This window comes from Flavobacterium zepuense (assembly GCF_007097145.1).
GTDB lineage: Bacteria > Bacteroidota > Bacteroidia > Flavobacteriales > Flavobacteriaceae > Flavobacterium > Flavobacterium zepuense.
Genome location: NZ_VJVZ01000014.1, coordinates 1 through 14,015, shown reverse-complemented (window position 1 = coordinate 14,015; position 14,015 = coordinate 1). Strand labels below are relative to the sequence as shown.

At 41.0% G+C, this 14,015-nt stretch carries 13 protein-coding genes; 7 read left to right on the top strand and 6 right to left on the bottom strand.

Going from position 1 to position 14,015, the window contains the following annotated elements:
- The first annotated feature begins 28 nt into the window (after positions 1–28).
- On the top strand, positions 29–802 hold the full coding sequence (locus FMM05_RS18265) for a glycerophosphodiester phosphodiesterase (RefSeq protein WP_143374869.1): 774 nt from the start codon (positions 29–31) through the stop codon (positions 800–802).
- Between the two features lie 19 nt (positions 803–821).
- On the opposite strand, the gene FMM05_RS18260 is transcribed toward FMM05_RS18265, so the two are convergent.
- Positions 822–1,598, bottom strand: a complete 777-nt coding sequence (locus FMM05_RS18260; protein ID WP_143374868.1) for a hypothetical protein — start codon at positions 1,596–1,598, stop codon at positions 822–824.
- Complete coding sequence (locus FMM05_RS18255) at positions 1,591–2,580, bottom strand: nucleotidyltransferase (protein ID WP_143374867.1); 990 nt, start codon at positions 2,578–2,580, stop codon at positions 1,591–1,593. Before FMM05_RS18255 ends, FMM05_RS18260 begins: the two co-directional genes overlap by 8 nt.
- Positions 2,581–2,764: 184 nt before the next feature.
- Between FMM05_RS18255 and recA the strand changes: the two genes are divergently transcribed.
- The 4 genes from recA to FMM05_RS18235 all read left to right on the top strand — a co-directional run bounded on the left by recA (position 2,765) and on the right by FMM05_RS18235 (position 6,869).
- On the top strand, positions 2,765–3,769 hold the full coding sequence (gene recA / locus FMM05_RS18250; protein ID WP_143374866.1) for a recombinase RecA: 1,005 nt from the start codon (positions 2,765–2,767) through the stop codon (positions 3,767–3,769).
- Positions 3,770–4,059: 290 nt separating this feature from the next.
- Positions 4,060–4,497, top strand: coding sequence for a hypothetical protein (locus FMM05_RS18245; RefSeq protein WP_143374865.1), 438 nt, complete (start codon positions 4,060–4,062; stop codon positions 4,495–4,497).
- A gap of 18 nt (positions 4,498–4,515) precedes the next feature.
- Complete coding sequence (locus FMM05_RS18240) at positions 4,516–5,064, top strand: RNA polymerase sigma factor (RefSeq protein ID WP_143374864.1); 549 nt, start codon at positions 4,516–4,518, stop codon at positions 5,062–5,064.
- Positions 5,061–6,869 (top strand): outer membrane beta-barrel protein, encoded by a 1,809-nt coding sequence (locus tag FMM05_RS18235; protein ID WP_143374863.1) that lies wholly within the window; start codon positions 5,061–5,063, stop codon positions 6,867–6,869. The genes FMM05_RS18240 and FMM05_RS18235 overlap by 4 nt, the downstream gene beginning before the upstream one ends.
- Before the next feature lie 51 nt (positions 6,870–6,920).
- Here FMM05_RS18235 and FMM05_RS18230 read toward each other — a convergent pair whose 3' ends face one another.
- On the bottom strand, positions 6,921–7,664 hold the full coding sequence (locus tag FMM05_RS18230; RefSeq protein WP_143374862.1) for a lysophospholipid acyltransferase family protein: 744 nt from the start codon (positions 7,662–7,664) through the stop codon (positions 6,921–6,923).
- Positions 7,665–7,743: 79 nt separating this feature from the next.
- On the opposite strand from FMM05_RS18230, the gene trpS reads away from it, so the two are divergent.
- Both trpS and FMM05_RS18220 read left to right on the top strand, forming a co-directional pair.
- Positions 7,744–8,715 (top strand): tryptophan--tRNA ligase, encoded by a 972-nt coding sequence (gene trpS / locus FMM05_RS18225; protein WP_143374861.1) that lies wholly within the window; start codon positions 7,744–7,746, stop codon positions 8,713–8,715.
- Between the two features lie 37 nt (positions 8,716–8,752).
- On the top strand, positions 8,753–9,166 hold the full coding sequence (locus FMM05_RS18220; protein WP_143374860.1) for a c-type cytochrome: 414 nt from the start codon (positions 8,753–8,755) through the stop codon (positions 9,164–9,166).
- Positions 9,167–9,216: 50 nt separating this feature from the next.
- Here FMM05_RS18220 and FMM05_RS18215 read toward each other — a convergent pair whose 3' ends face one another.
- The 3 genes from FMM05_RS18215 to FMM05_RS18205 form a co-directional block, all read right to left on the bottom strand.
- A complete protein-coding gene (locus tag FMM05_RS18215) occupies positions 9,217–11,301 on the bottom strand; it encodes a T9SS type A sorting domain-containing protein (RefSeq protein WP_143374859.1) in 2,085 nt (694 codons plus the stop codon).
- A 163-nt stretch (positions 11,302–11,464) separates the two neighbouring features.
- Positions 11,465–13,138 carry a tetratricopeptide repeat protein gene (locus FMM05_RS18210; protein WP_143374858.1) on the bottom strand — a complete coding sequence of 558 codons (1,674 nt, stop codon included), beginning with the start codon at positions 13,136–13,138 and terminating at the stop codon, positions 11,465–11,467.
- A 165-nt stretch (positions 13,139–13,303) separates the two neighbouring features.
- Positions 13,304–14,015 (bottom strand): T9SS type A sorting domain-containing protein (locus FMM05_RS18205; RefSeq protein ID WP_185965628.1); only part of this gene is annotated, 712 nt, incomplete at its 5' end.

Genomic DNA, 14,015 nt, shown 5'->3' with positions numbered 1-14,015 from the left:
CCCGAACTTTGCCCTTAAACTTTTCCGAATGAAAAAACTGTATACCCTAAGCCTGGCGTTACTGTTTACCCTTACCGCCTATGCCCAGTTTAACAACAACGTGGTTATTGCCCACCGCGGCGCCTGGAAAAATAATAACCTGCCCGAAAATTCCATAGCATCGTTAAACCATGCGGTGGCGTTAAAATGCTTTGGGAGCGAGTTTGATGTGCACCTTACGGCCGATAACGTAATTGTGGTTAACCACGACCATGAGTTTTATGGCCTTGATATAGAAAAAAGCACTTACGCTCAACTGCTGACAAAGCAGCACCCCAACCGCGAAAAGATACCCACCCTGCAAGCCTACCTTACCGAGGGGCTAAAGCAAAAGAAGACTAAACTGATACTTGAGATAAAAACATCGGAAGTCAGTCCCGAGCGATCGCTACAGCTTACCCAATTGTGTGTAGATATGGTTAAAAAGCTTAAAGCCGAAAAACAGGTGGAGTATATCTGCTTTAGTTTTGAGGTGGGCATACGCCTGCACGAGTTGGCACCAAAGGCTATGATAGCCTACTTAAATGGCGACAAAACCCCTGCCGAAGCCAAAGCCGCCGGCTACACCGGGTTGGATTACCATTACAGCGTGTACAAAGAGCACCCCGACTATATTACCGAAGCCAAAAAACTGGGCCTTACCATTAACGCCTGGACGGTGAACGACAAACCCGAAATGGAAACCCTGCTTAACCAAAACGTTGATTTTATTACCACCAACGAACCGGAGTTGTTGTTTGAGGTTATTGGGAAGAGAAAATAATGAATTTAGGAGTCACTATTTATTTAAGATTGTATTGTTCTTTTAAACCAGTCCATCTTACTGATAAATCTGGATTATATTTATTATATACTTCTTCGCTAATTAATAAATTGAATGTTGACAACGTGGTTTCATAATTTAATACTATAAGAATGATTTCGGGCTCTTTTTTTTGTAACTGCGAGCTATCTAATAAATCATTATATAGGCGACAAAAATTATCTAAAATATTTTTGATCCTTAAACAAAATATTGAATTATTAACAGCATCTGAAATCAGATATAATGGTAATGCCAATTGCAAAATCATTGATAAAGCTGAGTTATAACCTTGCAATGCAAGACCAATAATAATTACAGTTACAGCGATATTAATTATCCATTTGGATTGTAAAGATTTTACAGATAAATTATAGGTAAAAAAACAACTTTCAAAGCTATTTGCCCCCATTCTTAAAATGCCATTTTCTATTGTATCGTTATTATAATATTGATTTGATCTATTAGATGAATAATTTGTTCCAAAAGAGTTATCTATAAAATCTGAACGTTTATCGAAAGAAGTGTGAAAGATGATGTAACTAATCGCGAATTTTAGTAGAGCATATATTGTAATTATAATTGTGTTAATTGTACTTAAAATAACAGCTATACTTTTATAATCCTGAAGATATATATTAAATATATAATTAAAAATTGTCAATGCAGCCGATACTATCATAAACCAAAATGTTATCTTGTCTAATTTTTTGGCTAGCTTAAATGATTCTCTCAAAGGATTATAGTATTCATTCATATGTAGGGAATTTATCACCAAAGATTTTACACCAATTTTCGATTGCTTTTTTTTGATTTTTTAAGCTAGTTTCTTGATAAATTGCATCATTTGCTATTTCTAGACAAGACTTAGCTTTATTAGATATTTTTACCTTTTGATCATAAGTTAAATCATTAATATTGCCCTGAATGCCTTTCGGATCAAAAACATCATAATATATATGTAAAGACAAATAGTCAAAAAAATCTCTAATTGCGAAATCGATAAAACTAGGTAGTTCAACTTTAGATTTTACAAAATTTAAAACTATGATTTCAAAAAAATAAGACCCTAGTTTAGGACTTAAAGAATTAACATTCCAATATTTTAATACCCTAATAAGTTGCAAAACTTTGCCATTATAATTCGAATTTATTGATTTTACATTCTCGTTATCTATTAAAGGGTTTGTAGCTTTCCAATTACCTACACCATCTGGTATCAAATATAATCCCTCTGTCGTAAAAAAACATGGCACAATATCAAAACACCAATCATAAGAAATTAAATTAAGTACTGCCGCCTCTTGGTTTCGTTTAACCGAAGAATTAGAATATTGAGGAACATTTGATAGTGATTTAACAAATTTATTTACAACTTTTATAGAATTCAATTTATTTTGGTCTGAAAGTTTTTGTAAATTCTCAGAAGAATTTTCTGTATGAATATAGTACGTATTACGATTATAGAAATCTATTTGATAGTAACCTCCTGAACCATGCAAACAATACATCAAATCAATATCATCTAATGGTTTAATCTTCGTATTTCTAGCAAATGATCCGTATTTAATATGTTTGTCAGGATAATCTAAAGGAAAATTTTCGACTTTATTCGGAAATGAATTTAATTGACTTAAAAGCCAATCTCTACTTGAACGAGCATTATCAGTATTATTTTTTTCTAAATTGACTGTATTTTTATTGAAATCACTAAATGCAGAATTTACTGTTGATGCCATACTATATTAATTTAGAAAACCTTAGTGTTAAAAATAATCAAATTTTTTCATCAATTCATTTTTAATTAAATAATTTATTTATTGACTATGATTATTTTAAAAGAAAATAATTGTTTATAAGATTATTTTCTTATCTTTGCTGTAACAAAAAAGAATTACTTTTACTCAAACATATAAAAGCACCATGAGCGGAGAAAAAGAAGCAAAATTAAAAGCACTACAGCTAACGCTGGATAAATTAGATAAAGCTTACGGTAAAGGTACCGTAATGAAACTGGGCGACCGCGCCGTTGAAGAAGTAGAATCTATTCCATCAGGCTCGCTGGGTGTAGACCTTGCCCTTGGGGTTAACGGCTACCCGCGCGGCAGGATCATCGAAATATATGGCCCGGAATCTTCGGGTAAAACAACCTTAACCTTACACGCTATTGCCGAAGCCCAAAAAGCGGGTGGTATAGCTGCCTTTATAGATGCTGAGCATGCTTTTGACCGTAGTTATGCCGAAAAACTTAATGTAGATGTAGAAAACCTTATTATATCGCAGCCCGATAACGGTGAGCAGGCACTGGAAATTGCCGAAAACCTTATCCGTTCGGGAGCGATTGATATTGTGGTGATCGACTCGGTTGCGGCACTTACGCCAAAGAGCGAGATAGAGGGCGAAATGGGCGACTCTAAAATGGGTCTTCATGCACGCCTTATGAGCCAGGCGCTTCGTAAACTTACGGGTACCATTAGCAAAACCAACTGTACGGTTTTCTTTATTAACCAGCTGCGCGAAAAAATTGGTGTTATGTTTGGTAACCCGGAGACTACTACGGGTGGTAACGCACTTAAATTTTACGCATCGGTACGTATAGATATCCGTAGGTCGGCTCAAATTAAAGATGGCGAAAATGTAATTGGTAACCGTACCAAGGTTAAGATCGTTAAAAATAAAGTGGCGCCACCGTTTAAAACAGCCGAATTCGATATTATGTATGGCGAAGGCGTTAGCAAGACGGGCGAGATATTAGACCTTGCCGTTGAGTTTGAGATCATTAAAAAATCGGGTTCATGGTTTAGCTACGGCGATACTAAATTAGGCCAGGGGCGCGATGCCGTTAAGGCTTTAATTAAAGATAATCCGGAGATGGCCGATGAGCTGGAACATAAAATAAAGGATGCCATTAAAGAAAATATGGCTTAAAAATTTAAACCCCGATGTGCATCGGGGTTTTTTTATGAACTTGTTTAAGCTTTTTTGATTGAAGCGAAAAATAAAGATTTTTGGCTTAGATTTTGGCTTTTTTGCACTGCATAGCTGGGCTACGGAGTAAGAAATAGATAAAAGATTAGGCGAAAAGATTATTTTGCAGCCAATTAGAAAAAGTTTAAACGAGTTCTTTGCTAAATTTATAGTAAAATACACGCAACCTTTTGCCGCTTTGTGTATCTAACCTGCATAAGGAGAATTATATACTTTTTTAGAAACGATTTATGAGAAAGCTTTTATTGCTGCTTGCAACCCTTTGTATTATAGCTTCCTGTTCTGTAGATGGTAACGATCCGCAGAGCAATTTTCATGTGGAGTTTATCCCTACAATTAGTGTAGAAATGCCGGAGCATGTTACGCCCGGTTATACCTATGCCATAAAATTATATTACCAAAGGCCAACCGACTGTTACGTGTTTGATGGCTTTTATTATGATATTGATGCAACAAATAACGCCCGCGTAGTTGCCATACAATCTAAGGTTTTTGAGCAGAACGACTGTGTTGCCATAGAAGGCAGCCTGCCCGAAGTGGCAACCCTAAATTTTGAATGCCCTACACAATACACCGGCACCGCGTATACGTTTAAATTTTATAAAGGCCTTGATGCTAACGGCAACCAGGAGTTTCTTGAGGTAGAGGTACCCATTACAGAACAATAACAAATAAAGGGAAACCAATTGGGTTTAGAGCAGCTCATAAAAGATTGTCAGGACAATAGCATTAAGGCACAGGAGCAGTTATACCGCCTCTTTGCCCCAAAGCTGTTTGCGGTGTGCTTAAAGTACAGCCGCAACCGCGCCGATGCTGAGGACAACCTGCAGGATGGGTTTTTGCTTATTTTCCGCAAAATTGGGCAGTATCGGTTTCAGGGGTCGTTTGAGGGCTGGGCCAAAAGGGTTATGGTAAACAATGTATTGCAAAAGTACCGTACCGAAGGCATATTTGAAATAGTGAGCGAAAACCTGCCCGATACCCCGGATGTGGAAATTGAGGCAGAAGATATAAGTATGGATTACCTGATGAAAATTATACAGGAACTGCCAGACCGTTACCGGATGGTGTTTAACCTGTATGTTATAGATGGGTATTCGCACAAAGAGATCGCAGAGATGCTAAGTATTACAGATGGCACCTCTAAATCTAACCTTGCACGTGCAAGAATGATATTAAAAGAAAAAATTGATGCCCGACAGGGCAATGGTAATAGTATACCTACGGCAAAATGAGTGATAAAAAGAACATAGACAGGCTTTTCCAGGAAAAGTTTAAGGACTTTGAGGCCGCTCCCCCCGAATTTGTATGGGAAAACATACGGGAGGAGTTAGAGGAAAAGAAAAAGAAAAGGGTTATTCCGCTTTGGATGAGGCTATCCGGGGTGGCGGCAATACTTATCGTGGGGTTGTTTTTGGGTATCTCATACCTAAATAACACAACACCGGGTAATGATACGCCCGTGGTGCTGCAAAATGATGCCGCACAGCCCAGCCAGCCTCTAAAAATACGGCCAACAGATAATCCCATACCTAATGGCGGCAGCATAACCGATAGTACCAACAGCGTTAACAGCAATGATGTGAACAGTGCCATTGTGAACAATGAGGCACCATCATCAGATAATGATAATTCGGCAAATGGCTCTGCAACAAACAATAACGGAAGTATTGGAAATAATAAGAAAGGTTCAAAAACTTCGGTAAATAAGCGTGAGGCAAATTTCAACGATAGCAATAATGCGGTGGCACACGGTGGCCGTAACGGCAACAGCAACGCTACAGAGAGAAATACCCACAAGCGCAGCCGCAGCCATAATAATAACAATCTGTATAACCGCAATAATGCTGTATCGACTACAGAGGGTAATGGTGCTAACCGCGGGAATACTTCGAGTAGCAATCCGGCTAACAATAACGGGGCAGGCAATGTTAACCGTGCTAATTCGGTAAACGGCACTTTGCCTAATCGTAATGGCAGTAACCAGGGCGGCGTTACAAACCCGGAAACAGCTGTAGCGGGCGCTGATAGCAACGGCACTACAAACGGCCAGCGTAACAATAGTACTAATACTGCTAACGGTACAGGCAGTAATATCAACAATACTGCTAACGATACCACTCCTCCAACGATTATAGACAAAGACCTACCTGTTAACGAGGCAGTAGCCGAAGCAACCGTAGATACTACCGCTGTAGTTCCTGAAAACGAGCTTGAAAAGCTATTACAGGAAAAACTTAACGGCAAAGACGAAGATAAAAAAGACGAAGTAGCCGACGCCAACAACCCTAAGTGGAAGATAAAACCGCAAATAGCACCGGTGTTTTACAGTTCGCTGTCGCAGGGATCGCCTATAGACGGGCAATTTGCATCAAATAGCAAAAGTTATGATAATGATCTTAGCGTGGGCCTTGGCGTTAACTATGCCGTTAACAAACGGCTATCAATACGCTCCGGTATCAATACAGTAAACCTTAGCTATGCCACCCAGGATATCGAATTTTACGCCAGCCTTAACAACGGGGCCAACAATAATGTAATGGCAAGGTCGGGTGCAGGCTCGGGCGGCACAGCAACTATCGTAGTACAAAACAGGGGCAATAATACTCCAAACGTGCCCGAGGGTACAGCCGCTATGCCTATGGCCTTTAGCGATGTTATCCCTAAAGAAACCTACAACGGCGCCATGATACAAAGCACAGGCTATGTAGAAGTTCCGGTAGAACTGTCGTATGCGCTGCTCAATAAAAAATTCGGCATCGATATTATAGGGGGTGTAAGCACACTTTTCCTTAATGATAATAATGTAAGTGTGGTTTCAACCGAAGGTTTCAGTACCCGGGTGGGCGAAGCACAAAACCTTAACAGCATACACTTTAGCACCAATGTGGGTGTTGGTTTTAAATACAGGTTCTTTAAGTCGTTCGAGGCAAATTTTGAGCCTACCTTTAAATACCAGGTAAATACATATAGCAGGGACAACGGTAACTTTAAGCCTTATTTTATTGGCCTTTATTCCGGCATCAGTTTTAGTTTTTAGGCTTGTTGGTTAGCCTATAGTTAAGTGTAAAAGCGCTCCTAAGGGGCGCTTTTATTTTTTCTGCTTCTTCAACAACTGGTGGTAAATAACCTGCCTAACAGTATCGCGCAGGTCTTTTTTATCATCAAGGGTAAGGCTGGTGGTAGGTATAAAACGGTGTACTATGGCACGCATCCTGCCGGGGCTTCCGCTAAAAAAATTAAACGAAAAACGTTTCCGGTTATCAACAAACGTCATAGGCACAACAGGTATCTGGTGTTCAATGGCCAGCCTGAAAGCGCCATCTTTAAATTCGTCCAGTAAAACATTGTGGTCGTCGGTAACGCCACCTTCGGGAAAAATACAAATGCTCAACCCCTGGTTCAGCCTTGCCTGTGCGCGTTTAAAAACTTCAAAGCGGCTTTTAGAACTGCTGCGGTCTACCAGTATGCAGGTGCGCTTATAAAAAAATCCAAAAATAGGAATTTTAGCCAGCTCCTTCTTCCCCACAAATACAAACGGATTTTTACAAATAACCAGCATCAGCATAATATCGGTCATGCTCGCGTGGTTGGCAACCAGCATGTAGCTATGCCCTTTTTCTATTTGCTGCTCACGTTCAATTTTTGGGTAAAAGCCCATACCATACAGTATGATCTTTGCCCACAGGCGGGCAAAAAAGAAAAACATTGGGTAGGTTTTTTCAGATAATATAGAAATAACCAGCAACGGCGACAGGATAATTATGGGCACCCCCATAAGAATGTAAAACCAAACGCGCCATAAGGCCCATAAAATATATTTCACTGCTTTCATATAAGTTCAAATGTAATAATTCAATCTTTATGTTTGTGGCAAAACGCTTACCTTTGTGTAAATTTCAACTGTATTGTAAATGGCAAAGATCTTAACGGGCGTGCAAAGCACCGGCACACCCCACCTTGGCAACCTTTTAGGAGCCATACTGCCGGCCATAGAAATGGCCAACAAACCCGAAAATGAATCGTTTTTGTTTATAGCCGACCTGCACTCTGCTACGCAGATTAAGGATGGCAAAACCCTGCGCGAAAATACCTATAGCGTAGCTGCTACCTGGCTTGCGTGCGGACTTGATATTAATAAAGTTACTTTTTACCGCCAAAGCGATGTGCCCCAAACGGCAGAGCTTTCATGGTACCTTAGCTGCTTTTTTCCGTTTCAGCGCTTAACGCTGGCACACTCGTTTAAAGATAAGGCCGACAGGCTGGATGATGTTAACGCGGGCCTTTTTACCTACCCGATGCTTATGGCGGCCGACATACTTTTGTATGATGCCGAGTTTGTACCGGTGGGTAAAGACCAGTTACAACATCTTGAAATTACCCGCGATGTGGCAAGCCGTTTTAATCACCAGATGGGCGAAACATTTGTATTACCCGAAGCTATTAGCGCTGAAGAAACTAAAATTATACCAGGTACCGATGGCGAAAAGATGAGCAAATCGCGCAACAACTTCATCAACATTTTTTTAGATGATAAGGCGCTGCGCAAACAGGTTATGGCCATACAAACCGACAGCACCCCACTGGAAGATCCTAAGAACCCGGATACCGATAATGTGTACGCTATCTATAAACTACTGGCTACTCCGGAAGAAATTGGACAGATGCGCGCCAACTACCTGGGTGGTAACTATGGCTACGGCCATGCCAAACAAGCTTTATACGAATTGATAACGGAGAAGTTTAAAACCGAACGCGAAAAATATACCTACTATATGGATAACCTGCCCGAAGTGGATAACCTGCTTAAAGCCGGTGCCGCTAAGGCTGCTGTTATTGCTAACGAGGTTTTAGGCCGTGTTAGGGTAAAATTAGGGTACGAATAGGGTTTTTAGTTAACAGCAATCGCATTCATAACACGCTATGAAACAGTTATCAACATTATTACTTGCTATATTGCTTTTTTCATGTAAAAGCGAAAAAGAAGAAAAAGAACCACTTTACCAGGATACCAATTCGGCTATAGCTGAAGGCACTACATCCGATCTAAGCCCCGAAGCACAACTGGGGCAGGAAGTTTTTGATGGCAAAGGCAACTGCTACTCCTGCCACAAACCCGACCAAAAAGTGGTGGGCCCAAGCATACAGGAAATTGCCAACATCTATAAAACTAAAAAGGGCAATATGGTTAGCTTCCTTAAAGGGAATGAAGACCCTATTGTAGATCCGGAAATGTTTGAAACCATGAAAACCAACCTCATCCTTACCAAGACGTTTACCGACGAGGAACTAAAGGGGCTCGAAGCTTATTTTTACAGCTACACAAACCAGAAATAAAAAATGGAAGCCAATTGGCTTCCATTTTACTTTACGCTGTTAGCGATATATTATTGCTTAATAACTTTTATTGTTGCCGTAGCATTTTCTGCCTGAAGCTGTAGTATGTAAGTGCCTGCAGCAAGTGCCGATATGTTTACCTGCACATTATTTTCGGATGCCGTTTGTTTTAGCACCGTCTGGCCTAAAAGGTTGGTTACCGTAATTTGAGAAATAGCAGTATTGTTAGCAATGTTTATAACGCTATTAGCAGGGTTAGGATACACTTTAAGGCTATTAAAGGCAAAAGAACCTGTACCTGTTGTTTGGCTTGCTGCAATACCAAAATAATCGCTCTCACATCCGTTTACACTTTGTGTAACATAGTAGGTTACGCCATTTTCAAGTACGGTAGTGGCAGGGATAACAGTATAGCCGTCTATATCATTTTCAACATACCATGTTAATGTGGCGCCTTCTACAGTAGTAACTTCAAGGTCGGCGATAGTCTCACCGGCTGTGAAAGTTTGCGTAGCGATACCTGTTGGGGCATCAGGTACAGCATTGATAGTAACAATAACTTCGATAGCCTCGCTTTCGCAGATGCCGATAGTTTGTGTAACATAATAGGTGCCAGATGTTAGTTCGGTAGTTGATGCAAGCGGCTCGCCGCCTTCGGTTGCAAACCAATTAATGGTACTTCCTTCTACACACGTAGCCGTTAAATTGGCAACGGTTGCGCCTTCGCAATGTGATTGAGCTGTAGCAACAGGCCCGGCAGGAGTATCGCAATCATAGGTAAGGGTAATAACAACATCAGAGTTGCCGCCCTCCAGCGTTATGGCAACATAGTAGGTTGTACCTGCTGTAATATCAATCTGCCTCGAATCGTCGAACACATTACAGGCGTTAGAAGCCTGGTTTACCCAATCTATTTGTGGTACGGTAGCGCTTTCGTTAGGAGCACTGTAAAAATGGATCAGGTTAAGTCCGCCCGGGCTTGGCGTGGTAAGCGTAGCCAATGCCGTACCATTTGCAGCAGCGGTAAATTTATACCAAACGTAGGGCAGCTGGCCACCATCGCAACCATTCACTTCATAATCAAAAGACTGAGACTCCGCAGTAGCATAGGTAAACTGTACGGCATGATCGGTATACGGCTGTGTAAAGGTATCTACATCATAAGCATTTGCAATTTCGTCATTTGCCGGGGGTATAGGGGTACAGGTAGCCGCAATGGTAAAGTTACCCGTAGTTTCGGCAGCGCCGGAAACCAGCAGGTAGTAATCAGAGTAGCCATCGTAAGCAAAAGTAACGCTGCTCAGGTTGCCGCAGCTGTTATCATTGGCAGTAACACAGGTTAATGCTGTAAGAGGGCCTTTGAACACGCTCAGTCGGCTGTCAAAATCAGTACCCGACCCGCAAAGGCTGGCGGTAACGGTAGACTGGAACCCGGGATCTGAAAATTTATACCAAACACCTATGGTATTGCCATCTACATTGTTACACGCAGGTAAGCCGGTTTCAGCCGTAGCGGTAACAGTTGTACCAACTATAGTCTGATCGCACGTTAGTGCAAAAGCATTTGCAATAAGGTCGTTTGGTACAACATCATAAGTGCCTTCCACTAAAAAGTTGGTAATACCCGCTCCCCATGTGCTGCTGCTAAACTGGTCGTTATAGGTAAAGCGCACTTTAAAGTTAGCGTTTTTGTAAGCTGTAACATCAATGTCTCCGCTGTTAACGGGAGGTGTATGTGTGTTTACAAACAAAACCTGCTGCCAGGCCGTACCCGTGTAAACTTCTACCTGAAATGTACCCAGGTTATCGCCGGTCTTGCTCAGGCTGTATTCAAACGACAGGAAAATGGTTTCATAACCGCTGGTATCAAACGCAGGCGATATAAGCCTTACATTGGTAGTGTCGTCAAACGAAATGTCATCGTTAATGATAGCAGCTGGTGCCGAGAAATTACCGGCACCGGGCATGTAGCTATCGCCAAAGTAAAAATCGTTGTCGGCCTCAAAACCCAGTATTTCCTGAGACCAGCCCGATGGCTCGCCACCCGATGGGAAAATGGTAGAGTAAATTAAATTTTGGGCGTGCATGCCCCAAACGGAAAAGAGCAGCAGGGCCGCTAAAGTAAATTTTTTCATAACATTAAAAATTTGTAGTTGTTAGTAGTGAAAGTATAACAGTTTCGCAAATAGCATTTTGGGGACGTACTTGCGAATGGTAAAAATCTGTAATGTGTGTATGGTATGAAAAAATACAGGCGGAAAATTTGTGACATTGCCCTATATTATACATCGGAAAGCCTTAAATATCTGACAGATACCCATAAAGTGCCGTTGCATCATTCAATCCGAGCTTTAATGCTACTCTTTCTTTACGCTTTCGGCAGGCATCAAGAGAAATATTTAGCATGGTTGCCATCTCTTTAGCGCTAAGGTTCATGTACACATAGCAAATAAACCGGGTGTCATTTGCAGTCAGGTAGGTATGGCGGGCCTTTAAGCGGTTAAGGAAGCCCTGGTTTACCTCTTCAAAATGTTTGAGGAAACTTGCCCACTCATTATCGGTCTTAAGGGTGTTTTTTAAATGGCGTATATGATTGCGCACGGCGGGTATCTTTGCCACTTCGGGCTCGCCTGAGAGCATCCCCACAAATTCCTCGATAAGCATATCCTTGCCCGACATGTGCAATGCCTTAGATGATAATTTCCTGTTCTTGTACTCAATTTCGTCTTTAAGCCGTTCCTGCTCCAGCTGTGTTTGCGTTTGCTGCTCGCGGAACATTTTTTCCTGCAAAAGGGCTTCGGTTTTTTTCTTTTCAAGTTCCAGGGCAAGCAGTTGCTGGTTGTTTTCGGCAATAAGCTTTTTTTGCTTGTGCTGTATGGCCCTGTTCCTAAAAACATACACAATAAGCAGTAGGGCAGATGTAACTGCAAACAATGCCGAATAAAATATCTTGCGGTCATTAGCCATGTCGGCTTCCTTAAGTGCTATCTGGTTTTGGTATTCCTGTATTTCAAACCGTGCACGGCTGTTTTCAAAAGCACGGCCGTCTTTAACCTCATTGATCTTTTGCTGTAGCGAAAAAATAGAATCCTTGCAGCGCAACGCCTCTAAAAACGAATTACTTTTGGTATGTATATCGGCCAAAATTCCATAAATGGTCTTTTTAGTATCCAGGTCTTTATTATTTTGCAAAGCCGATTGTGTATAAGCCAAAGCCTTTGTATAATCCTTTTCCTGGATATAAACTTTTGCCAAAACGAGTTGCAGGCTAACCGCAGTATTATCTCCTTCTTTGTTTTTTATGGAATTTAATAAGCCAGTTGCTAATTGTTTAGCGTTAGCCCAATGTTTTTTAAGCATTTCATTTTCTGCAATGGCGCATTGTATAACCAAACTAAAAGAAGGGTCTGGTTTAGCAAAGGCAAGCGCCTCGTTTAAATAAGCACGTGATTTGTCAAGGCTGCCCATATCGCTCATAAGCAGGCCCATATTAAGCGTATAGCCCGCTATCCTTGCTGAGTCGTTGTGCTTTTTAGATATATCATAGGCTTTTTTAAAATAGGTGTGTGCCCTGTCTAACTTTTTCTCTTTAACATAGAGCACAGCAATATTATTGAGTATTTGAATTTCTTTTTCCGGCCAGTGTTCTTTAATAGCAATGTTGTAGGCAACCAGGTAATTATTAAGCGCCTCGCTATAATCTACCATGGCAAAGTAATTGGTACCGATGTTACTGTAAGCCGAGAATAACTGCTCCTGCCAATGGTTCTTTTCGGCAAGCTTTAATGCCTGGCTTGTTAGCTCAAGCGATTTAAGGTGGTTGTTTTTATCCAGTTCCCTTCGTCCTGCATTTATAAGCGAATCGCACTTTTTTTGGGGAGGTAATCCTGCCGCACTTAATACATTGCAAAACAGACCCCCTGCAATAATAAGGGTAAATAAAAAGGCTTTATTTATTGCGTCTTTAAGCATTTGAAGTATATGTGGTTGGAGGAATTTCAAATATAAGAAATACACAGCGTTTATGTGTTAAAATCACATTTCAAATTTATTGTGCTGAAGACCCACTTTTTGCCACTAACCCATAAAAAAAGCCCCGCAATTGCGGGGCTCTAAAACATTGTATGAGAATTAAGCTTATTGCTTAACAACTTTTACGGTAGCAGTACCACCCTGTGCATTAACCTGCAGAATATACGTGCCTGCTGATAATGATGAAAGGTTTACCTGAACCATATTGGCATTAGCCGATTGTGTAATAACCGTTTGGCCTAAAAGGTTAGTAACCGTTACCTGAGATATTTGTGCAGTATGTGATACTGTTACAAACTCGTTAGCAGGGTTAGGGTATACTTTAAGGTTGTCCACAGTAAAGTCGCGTGTACCTGTAGTCTGGCTTACAGTGATGCCAAATAAAGCACTTTCGCAATCGTTGGTAGACTGGCTTACATAATATGTAACGCCTTCTTCAAGAACGGTGGTAGTTGGGATAGCAGTGTAGCCATCAATATCATTTTCAACATACCATACAACCGTAGCGCCTTCAACGGTAGTAACTTCTAAGTCGGCAACAGTTTCACCGGCTGTGAAAGTTTGTGTAGCAACACCCGTTGGAGCATCAGGAACAGCATTAATAGTAACCTGAACAGCAGTAGCAGGGCTTTCGCATGCATTTAGTGTTTGCGTTACATAGTACGTACCTGTAGCAAGAACTTCAGTTTCAGCAAGGGCAGTACCACCTTCGGTAGCATACCATGTTACACTGGCTCCTCCCGGATTAAGATTGGCAACCGTAGCACCCGCACAAAATGTAAAATCATCACTAACCGGTGCCGGTGTAGTATTAATT

Excerpts from the sequence above, each read along its gene's own strand:
- FMM05_RS18265 (WP_143374869.1), top strand. The coding sequence starts at position 29 with ATGAAAAAACTGTATACCCTAAGCCTGGCGTTACTGTTTACCCTTACC.
- FMM05_RS18260 (WP_143374868.1), bottom strand. The coding sequence starts at position 1,598 with ATGAATGAATACTATAATCCTTTGAGAGAATCATTTAAGCTAGCCAAA.
- FMM05_RS18255 (WP_143374867.1), bottom strand. The coding sequence starts at position 2,580 with ATGGCATCAACAGTAAATTCTGCATTTAGTGATTTCAATAAAAATACA.
- recA (WP_143374866.1), top strand. The coding sequence starts at position 2,765 with ATGAGCGGAGAAAAAGAAGCAAAATTAAAAGCACTACAGCTAACGCTG.
- FMM05_RS18245 (WP_143374865.1), top strand. The coding sequence starts at position 4,060 with ATGAGAAAGCTTTTATTGCTGCTTGCAACCCTTTGTATTATAGCTTCC.
- FMM05_RS18235 (WP_143374863.1), top strand. The coding sequence starts at position 5,061 with ATGAGTGATAAAAAGAACATAGACAGGCTTTTCCAGGAAAAGTTTAAG.
- FMM05_RS18230 (WP_143374862.1), bottom strand. The coding sequence starts at position 7,664 with ATGAAAGCAGTGAAATATATTTTATGGGCCTTATGGCGCGTTTGGTTT.
- trpS (WP_143374861.1), top strand. The coding sequence starts at position 7,744 with ATGGCAAAGATCTTAACGGGCGTGCAAAGCACCGGCACACCCCACCTT.
- FMM05_RS18220 (WP_143374860.1), top strand. The coding sequence starts at position 8,753 with ATGAAACAGTTATCAACATTATTACTTGCTATATTGCTTTTTTCATGT.
- FMM05_RS18215 (WP_143374859.1), bottom strand. The coding sequence starts at position 11,301 with ATGAAAAAATTTACTTTAGCGGCCCTGCTGCTCTTTTCCGTTTGGGGC.
- FMM05_RS18210 (WP_143374858.1), bottom strand. The coding sequence starts at position 13,138 with ATGCTTAAAGACGCAATAAATAAAGCCTTTTTATTTACCCTTATTATT.